This is a genomic window from Mesorhizobium sp. M7A.F.Ca.CA.002.04.1.1 (assembly GCF_004022805.1).
In the GTDB taxonomy this organism is placed as follows: Bacteria; Pseudomonadota; Alphaproteobacteria; order Rhizobiales; family Rhizobiaceae; genus Mesorhizobium; species Mesorhizobium ciceri.
Map to the genome: position 1 here is coordinate 1 of NZ_RZPL01000240.1, position 7,287 is coordinate 7,287.

Sequence of the window (7,287 nt, forward strand, 5' to 3'; positions counted from 1 at the left end):
GCTTGGCCACGCCCGCAACCTGATCCTTGTTCACCATTTTTTGCGCATCTCCTGGGGTTCTGAATTCGGAGGAATTCATTTGCGGTAGCTAACGAGCCGGCGTCGGTTAGGTTCCAGGCGTCGCCCGGACGGCAGATCAGGTCGCGCGGCCGCCGCCCTGGGGCAAGGCTGGTGGGCTAGGCTGCGAACACGCGTCGACCATGGAATTTGGATGGCCGTGCATGCGGGGAGAAAAATGGCTGAATTCACGCTCTACATCGGCAACAAGTGTTTCTCCTCATGGTCGTTGCGGCCATGGCTGGCGATGAGGCATCTGGAGATCCCGTTCGAGGAAGGTTTCGTGCGGCTGCGCACACCTGAAACCTTTGCCAATCTGGCGAAAGTGTCGCCGACCGGTCAGGTGCCGGTGCTGAATCACAATGGCAAGATCGTCTGGGAAACCCTTGCTATCCTTGAATATCTCGCCGACCTGTTTCCCGAGAAAAAGCTCTGGCCGGCCGATATCGACGCCCGCGCGCTGGCGCGTTCGGCCGCGAGCGAGATGCATTCCGGCTTTCGCGAGGTCCGCTATGGCTGGCCGATGAATTTGCGCCGGCCGAAGGGCCACAAGCCGCTCGACGCCGAGGGCGAGGCGCAACGCGCCCGTATCGAGGCGCTGTGGCGCGAGTGCCGGGAAAAATACGGCAGGGGCGGCCCGTTCCTGTTTGGCCATTTCACCGCGGCCGACGCCATGTATGCGCCTGTCGTCACCCGTTTCGACACCTATGGCGGCACGCTGGCGCCGGATACGCGCGCCTATCTCGACGCCGTGCTGGCAACGCCGGCGATGCGGCACTGGTATGCCGAGGCGGCCAAGGAGAGGTGGCCGGAACCCGGCCCGGACGAATAGCCGGATCCAACGAAAACGCCCCTCGCGCCTTTTATCGTGCGGGGGGCGTCTTTGCCATCAACCGTTCTTTCGATTGCTCTCACGAACTGCTGACGACAAGGCATAAATGCGCCTTTGCGCGGATGGTTCCTGGATGCCAGAAAATTTTTTCAACTTGGCGCAAGCGCGCTGTTTGGCGCCCGGTTTGCCGTCATGCCAGCTGGTTTGGCCTGGCGTTTTGGGAGAAATCCGCATCTGTGGCTTTATGCAAATTTGACAGCGCGCCAAAAGAAGCCTACAAGCAAATCGTCGATATTTGTTTGACTGACTTTTGTTATCCGCGCTTTCGAGCGCGCCTTTGACGAACTTCCCACATCAAAAATCGGGACAAACGACGTTGTGCATCCGCATGGCGTCGAACGAATATTTGCCATGGAAAGGGTTCGTCATGAGCACCGGCACAGTTAAATGGTTCAACGCCACCAAAGGTTTTGGTTTTATTCAGCCTGACGACGGCTCGGCCGACGTTTTTGTCCACATCTCGGCCGTAGAGCGCGCCGGCATGCGTGACATCGTCGAGGGCCAGAAGCTCGGCTACGAGATGGTCCGCGACAACAAGTCGGGCAAGATGTCCGCCGACCAGTTGAAGGCGGCCTGAAAAACGAATTCTGCTCTCCCGGTGACCACGGATGTACTGGCACCGGTGAGTGGCGAATTCGGGCGCATGGCCGCGGAGACCTGAGTTTCCACGGCATATCATGTGCATAAGCAGGGCGTTCCCGTGCGGTGCATCCTTTTGGATGTCATCTGGTTGCGCGACGCTCTCATGGAAGGTCAGGCGGTGCCTGGCCTTTTTCATTTTCCGCGCCTTGCCGCCGAAAGTGCGCTGCGCGCCGGCCTGGACGTGCTAAGGGACGCTCCAGCAATTTGAATTCGCCGCGCGTATTGCTTTGTGCGTGATCCTGACCGAAGACCCGGTCTCGCTCCATCGGCACAGGCTCCTGACAGGAGAAAGATTTGACCACCAGTTCAAAGACAACCGTCGATCAGGCCGTGTCCCTGTTCAGCAAGACGCAAACCCAGTCGATGTCGCTCAACCGCATCAATTCCGAGCGCGACGCCGTCAGTGAGGCACGCGAAGCCAAGACCGCGCGTCTGCGCGAATTGCGCCTGGAGAAGGAGGCCGACGAGATGGCCGCCGCCGCCGCGCTAGCCGCTTTGCCGAAGCGGGCCGGACGACGCTGATGGCCACCAAACGCGTACCGCCAACACCGATCGCCGCCGACGCAACCATTGCCGATATGGTCGAAGGCCTCGACAAGCCGGTCGAATTCGTCCGGCGTGTGCTGGAAAAGCTCGAGCGCTGCAAGCGTGCCCACGGTGATGCCCAGGTTCGCGTCGGCGTGCGCGGCCGCGCCGAATGCCCGAACTACCTGATCGAGTATGTCCGCGAAGACGCCAAGACCCATGAGCGGGTGACGTATCAGGACGCCGCCTACAGCGGCAGCACGCATCGCGAGCTGGCAGCCCATCACATCGAGGCGGTGAAAAACTGGTCGCCCGAGGAAATGAACATCACGGCCGTTTCGGCGCTGATCGGCCGCCTGCGCAATCCGCGCGCCCCATCATCGCGCTTCGCCGACGAGGACTGACATGGCCATAAAATTCTCCTCCAAGGATCAGCCGGCAGCCTCGGGTGCTGCGGCAAAACCGGCGAAGCCGGTTGCCGCGCCGAAAGCCGGCGACGCCACCGAGGCCGCGACCGACCTGTTCAAGTCGCCGGCGGATTCGCCGAAGGGCAAGACGGCCAAGAAGAAATAGCGCCTTGCCGCAAGACGCCGATCACAACCCCGCCGCGCCAGGGCTGTCCGCCCTGGTGGCCGCCGCAAGCGTTTTGTCGTCGCAACAGGGCACCTTCGATTGCCAAAGCTGCGGTGCCTGCTGTTCCTATTCGGCCGAGTGGCCGCGCTTTTCCACCGAGGATGACGCACAGCTCGACCGTATCCCGGAAAAATATGTCGCATCCGACCTGTCAGGCATGCGTTGCGAGGGCGTGCGCTGCTCGGCGCTGTCCGGCGAGATCGGCAAGTCGACCGCTTGCGGCATCTACGACGTGCGGCCGGACGTCTGTCGCGCCTGCATGCCCGGCGACGAGGAGTGTCTGATGGCACGCCAGGCGCTCGGATTACCGGTGTAGCCAATCTCCCGTCGCCTCCGCTTGTGCGCCGACCCGCAGCCCGGTACCTTCCTGGCTTGGTAGGGTGGCGGAGGAACCATCGTGAGCATCGAATTTCTGTTGACGTCCCTGATTGTCGTGGCTTCGCCCGGCACCGGCGTTCTCTACACGCTGAGCGCCGGCCTCTCGCGCGGTGCGCGGGCCAGCGTCATCGCCGCCTTCGGCTGCACGCTCGGCATCATCCCGCACATGGCCGCCGCCATCACTGGCCTGGCGGCGCTGCTGCACACCAGTGCGCTCGCCTTCGAGACGCTGAAATATCTCGGCGTCGCCTACCTGCTCTACATGGCCTGGAACACGCTGAAGGAAAAGGGCGGCCTCAGCGTCGAGCAGGATGTGACGCCGCGCTCGGCCGGCAAGGTGATTGCCACCGGTATCCTCGTCAACGTGCTCAATCCGAAACTGTCGATCTTCTTCTTCGCCTTCCTGCCGCAGTTCGTCAGCACCACCGAGCCCAATGCGCTGTCGAAAATGCTGGAACTGAGTTCCGTCTTCATGCTTTTGACATTCGTGGTTTTCGTCGGCTACGGCATCTTCGCAGCCTCGATCCGCAGCCATGTCGTCTCGCGGCCAATGGTGTTGACCTGGATGCGCCGGACCTTCGCCGGCGCCTTCGTCATGCTCGGCGCAAAGCTGGCGCTGGCCGATCGGTAGCGGGGAGCGGTTCAGTCTCGCTGATCCGCTCTCCTTTGTTGCGCTATTCCGGGCGAAAAGCGGTTATGCGCTTTCGGGGCATTGCTCGGGGCGCGCTACCCCTTCACATAGCCCATCGCTTCGACGATCCGCCCATCGGCCACACGCATGAGGTTGACGCCGCGCAGCGAATTGCCGTCGGTCATGAAATAGCGCCAGCGGATCGTTGCCCGGTCACCGGCAACGAAGGTTTCCTCGATATCGAAGCGCGTGCCGGCCTGGGTCGCGATCGCCGTCCAAAGCCCGACGCACGCTTCCTTGCCGGCATGGCGAGCGCCGTCCGGCGCCGGCACGGTGTTCTCGATCACGCAATCCTCGGCCACCAGCTCGGCGAGTGCCGAAGGATCATGGCGTTGGAATACGTCGTTGTAGCGCCGCATGATCTCGGCGGTCTTCTGGGACAGATCGTACGCGTTTGCGTCCATGACAATCTCCTGTGTCATCTTCTTTCTCCTGGCTTCATTGACCTTTGGTGGCTTCGACGAGCGTTGCCTTGAGGGTGATCTGAGACACGCCGCCAAGGGCCCGCGAGACGAGGCAGCCCGCCTTGGCGGACTGTGTAAGGCGCTCGAATTCATCTTCGGCAAGTCCCGCGACCTCTGCCTCGGTTTCGAGTTCGATGCGGGTGATCGTCGGACCGGCAGCGGTTGCGCCAAGATGCACCTTGGCGACGGTGCTGATGCTTGTCGGGACATAATTGGCGTTGCCCAGTATGGCGCTCAGCGCCATCGAGAAGCAGCCTGCATGCGCCGCGGCGATCAGTTCTTCCGGGTTGGTGCCCGGCCCGTTCTCGAAACGCGACGGGAAGGAATAGGCGCCTTCGAAGACGCCGCTGCCGAGCCGCAACCGGCCCGAACCTTCCTTCAACGTCCCTTGCCATTTGGCCGAGGCTTCACGAATTGTCATGGTCGTTCTCCCTTGGGTTTGAGGACTCGATGGGTCAGGCGCCGTCGATGATCACCTTCCCGAAGACGTCGCCCTGCTGGAAATAGCGATAGGCATCGCCGGCCTCGGTAAAGGCGAAGACCTTGTCGATGACGGGCCGCAGGCGGTGCTGCGAGACGGCGCGCAGCATGGCTTCGAGATTGGTCCGGCTGCCGACGAACAGGCGGCTGATGGTGGCGAGGCTGCGCTGGTAGAGTGCCGCCGGCAGCTGGATCGATCCGCCTTTCGCATCCTGCAGCGTCAAGAGCACGATGTGCCCGTAAAGCGTGCTGGCGATCAGCGACTGCGTGAAGGTCGCCGGGCCACCGGTCTCGACGACGAGATCGATGCCGCCGGTCTGGTCGCGGACGGCCGCGCCCCATTGCGGCATATCCGATGTCGAAATCACCAGGTCGGCGCCCAGCGCCCGCAGCCTGTCGGCTTTCTCGCCGCGCGAGGTGACGGCGGCGACATGGCAGCCGAGCAGCTTGCCGAACTGCAATGCAAAGAGGGAGACGCCGCCCGAGCCGATGACCAGAACCCATTGGCCGGGCTTCGGAATTCCGGCGCCCGTCACCGCATTCCAGGCGGTCAGGCCGGCGCAGGTCAGCGTTGCGGCCTCTTGCCAGTCGAGATGATCGGGCAGCCGCACCGCCCATTGTTCGTCGAGAACCGCATATTCCGCCAGCATGCCGTCCAGCGTGCAGCCGAGCTGGTCGACGAGCCCGGCATGGATGCGGCCGTCGATCCAGCGCGCGAAATAGCTGCCGGTGACACGGTCGCCGACGGCAAAGCGGGTGACGGCAGCGCCGACGGCTACAATCTCACCAGCCCCGTCGCTCAGCGGCACGACGCCCTGGCGCGGCGTCAGCGGATAGGCGCCGTTGAGGATCATCGTGTCGCGCCGGTTGAGCGAGGTGGCGCGAATGCGCACCACGATCTCGTGCGCTCCCGGCTCCGGTCGCGCCTCGTCCCGCAGCACCAGGCTTTCGATTCCGCCGGTCCCTTCAAGGCGATAGCTGCGCATTTCGAACCTCAAATATATAGACTGATCTACATATTATGTAGACCGATTGTCATATTTTGCGCAAGGCCTATAATGATCTCTCCTGACAGAGGTTGACATGGCCAACGACACCCGCACCCGCATACTCGAGACGACTGGGCTGCTGCTCAGGCAGCGCGGCTATCACGGCACCTCGCTCAACGACATATTGAGCGCCAGCGGCGCACCGCGGGGCTCGCTGTATTTTCATTTTCCCGGCGGCAAGGACCAATTGGTCATCGAGGTGACGCGCGCCAGCGTTGCCGACGTGACGGAGAGGCTGGGCGAAGCGCTGGCCGCCGAAAAGGATCCGGCGGTAGCCGTCCATCATATCTACCAGTCGGTGGGGCGCATGCTGGAAGACAACCAGTTTTCACTCGGCTGTCCGATCGCGCCTGTCGTGCTGGACTCGCCCACCGACGTGCCGGAACTGGCGGAGTTGTGCCGCTCGGCCTTCGAACAGTGGATAGGCCTGCTGCGGGACGCCTTCGTCAGGGCAGGGGTGCCCGCGCGCCGCGCGCATGCATTGGCACTGCTGGTCGAATCGTCACTGGAAGGGCTGATGGTGATCGCCCGCGCCACAAGCGACCGCGCCCCGGTACAGGCCGTGGCCGATGAGGTGGCGGCGTTGATCGAAGCCGCGGTGCTTGATGGAGCAGGCCGCAATCGCGACGCGGCGATTTCCGCGGTCGGGATATCCTCACCGGGGACCTAACGTTGCGACCGCGCCTGATGTGGTCAACGCGGCAAAGACCCAGCGTATTCCAGCCATGCAGCCGAAGGCAGTGGGCTTTTTGCGCAGCTAATCCACAATGTCTTTGCGAGCAGCTGAAGCAAGGAAGGCCGAGCGTGTCTGTCCACGTTCACGCGCCGTCGCATCGATAGCTTCGAGCAGGCCCAGATCGGAAGATACGTTGATCCGCGTCGTTGATCCGCGATCACGGATCAACGGAATGACAGTCGTCATGGCGCCGTCGCGATCCTCCGCCAGTTCGGGATCGCTCATGATGGCATCGAAGTCGCGCGGCGGCGGAACTGGATCGCCATCCCCTTCCAGCATCCGGACATGGCCCGACAGCGCCTCTACGCCGTTGCGTACGGCTTCGTCGATCGTAACTCCGGCCGAGATGCAGCCAGGCATGTCGGGGAAGCTCACACCGTAGATGCTGTCCGGGTCTTTGTGGATGAAGGCAATGTAACGCAAGCTTCTCACTTTTGGTTCAGGAGGCCCGCCTGCTTCAACAAAGCGGACGGTTCCTGTCGGTATATCCCTTACGCGGATGTGGAATTGTAACGCGACCTGTAGACGACAGCCAACACCCGTTCTGACGCGTCCTAAAAGAACGAAAAAGGGCGGCATCGCTGCCGCCCTTTCCGTAAGCTTAGCCAGGTTGGCTGGATTAGAAATCCATGCCGCCCATGCCGCCCATGCCGCCGCCGCCCATGCCGCCAGGCATGCCGCCGCCAGCCGACTCCTTCTTCGGAGCCTCCGCGATCATGGCTTCGGTGGTGACCAGCAGG

The 7,287-nt window shown here is 62.6% G+C and carries 12 protein-coding genes; 8 read left to right on the plus strand and 4 right to left on the minus strand.

Annotation, left to right across the window (positions count from 1 at the left end; all coding sequences use genetic code 11):
- Window positions 1–235: 235 nt before the first annotated feature.
- From ENZ75_RS14640 to ENZ75_RS14670, 7 genes are all read left to right on the plus strand, one after another.
- A complete protein-coding gene (locus ENZ75_RS14640; RefSeq protein WP_063167709.1) occupies window positions 236–889 on the plus strand; it encodes a glutathione S-transferase family protein in 654 nt (217 codons plus the stop codon).
- Window positions 890–1,316: 427 nt separating this feature from the next.
- A complete protein-coding gene (locus ENZ75_RS14645) occupies window positions 1,317–1,526 on the plus strand; it encodes a cold-shock protein (protein WP_010915421.1) in 210 nt (69 codons plus the stop codon).
- Between the two features lie 359 nt (window positions 1,527–1,885).
- The gene (locus ENZ75_RS14650) at window positions 1,886–2,113 is read left to right on the plus strand and encodes a hypothetical protein (RefSeq protein ID WP_013532399.1); all 228 of its coding nucleotides are present in this window, start codon (window positions 1,886–1,888) and stop codon (window positions 2,111–2,113) included.
- On the plus strand, window positions 2,113–2,520 hold the full coding sequence (locus ENZ75_RS14655) for a hypothetical protein (protein ID WP_013532398.1): 408 nt from the start codon (window positions 2,113–2,115) through the stop codon (window positions 2,518–2,520). The genes ENZ75_RS14650 and ENZ75_RS14655 overlap by 1 nt, the downstream gene beginning before the upstream one ends.
- A 1-nt stretch (window position 2,521) precedes the next feature.
- The gene (locus ENZ75_RS14660) at window positions 2,522–2,689 is read left to right on the plus strand and encodes a hypothetical protein (RefSeq protein ID WP_013532397.1); all 168 of its coding nucleotides are present in this window, start codon (window positions 2,522–2,524) and stop codon (window positions 2,687–2,689) included.
- Window positions 2,690–2,744: 55 nt separating this feature from the next.
- On the plus strand, window positions 2,745–3,065 hold the full coding sequence (locus tag ENZ75_RS14665) for a YkgJ family cysteine cluster protein (protein WP_032809400.1): 321 nt from the start codon (window positions 2,745–2,747) through the stop codon (window positions 3,063–3,065).
- 81 nt (window positions 3,066–3,146) lie between these two features.
- A complete protein-coding gene (locus ENZ75_RS14670) occupies window positions 3,147–3,758 on the plus strand; it encodes a LysE family translocator (RefSeq protein WP_013532395.1) in 612 nt (203 codons plus the stop codon).
- A gap of 95 nt (window positions 3,759–3,853) precedes the next feature.
- Here the strand turns inward: ENZ75_RS14670 and ENZ75_RS14675 are convergent, their stop codons facing one another.
- Genes ENZ75_RS14675 through ENZ75_RS14685 form a run of 3 tightly spaced genes read right to left on the minus strand, consistent with a single transcriptional unit; the run spans window position 3,854 to window position 5,748 of the window.
- Entirely contained in the window at window positions 3,854–4,240 is a 387-nt protein-coding gene (locus ENZ75_RS14675) for a nuclear transport factor 2 family protein (RefSeq protein WP_013532394.1), read from the minus strand.
- 16 nt (window positions 4,241–4,256) lie between these two features.
- The gene (locus ENZ75_RS14680; protein ID WP_013532393.1) at window positions 4,257–4,703 is read right to left on the minus strand and encodes an OsmC family protein; all 447 of its coding nucleotides are present in this window, start codon (window positions 4,701–4,703) and stop codon (window positions 4,257–4,259) included.
- A gap of 34 nt (window positions 4,704–4,737) precedes the next feature.
- Window positions 4,738–5,748, minus strand: coding sequence for an NAD(P)-dependent alcohol dehydrogenase (locus tag ENZ75_RS14685; RefSeq protein ID WP_063167710.1), 1,011 nt, complete (start codon window positions 5,746–5,748; stop codon window positions 4,738–4,740).
- 97 nt (window positions 5,749–5,845) lie between these two features.
- Here ENZ75_RS14685 and ENZ75_RS14690 point away from each other — a divergent pair, with 97 nt between their 5' ends.
- Window positions 5,846–6,481 carry a TetR/AcrR family transcriptional regulator gene (locus ENZ75_RS14690; protein ID WP_013532391.1) on the plus strand — a complete coding sequence of 212 codons (636 nt, stop codon included), beginning with the start codon at window positions 5,846–5,848 and terminating at the stop codon, window positions 6,479–6,481.
- Window positions 6,482–6,568: 87 nt separating this feature from the next.
- On the opposite strand, the gene ENZ75_RS14695 is transcribed toward ENZ75_RS14690, so the two are convergent.
- Window positions 6,569–6,970, minus strand: coding sequence for a type II toxin-antitoxin system HicB family antitoxin (locus ENZ75_RS14695; RefSeq protein ID WP_063167711.1), 402 nt, complete (start codon window positions 6,968–6,970; stop codon window positions 6,569–6,571).
- Window positions 6,971–7,287: the final 317 nt, after the last annotated feature.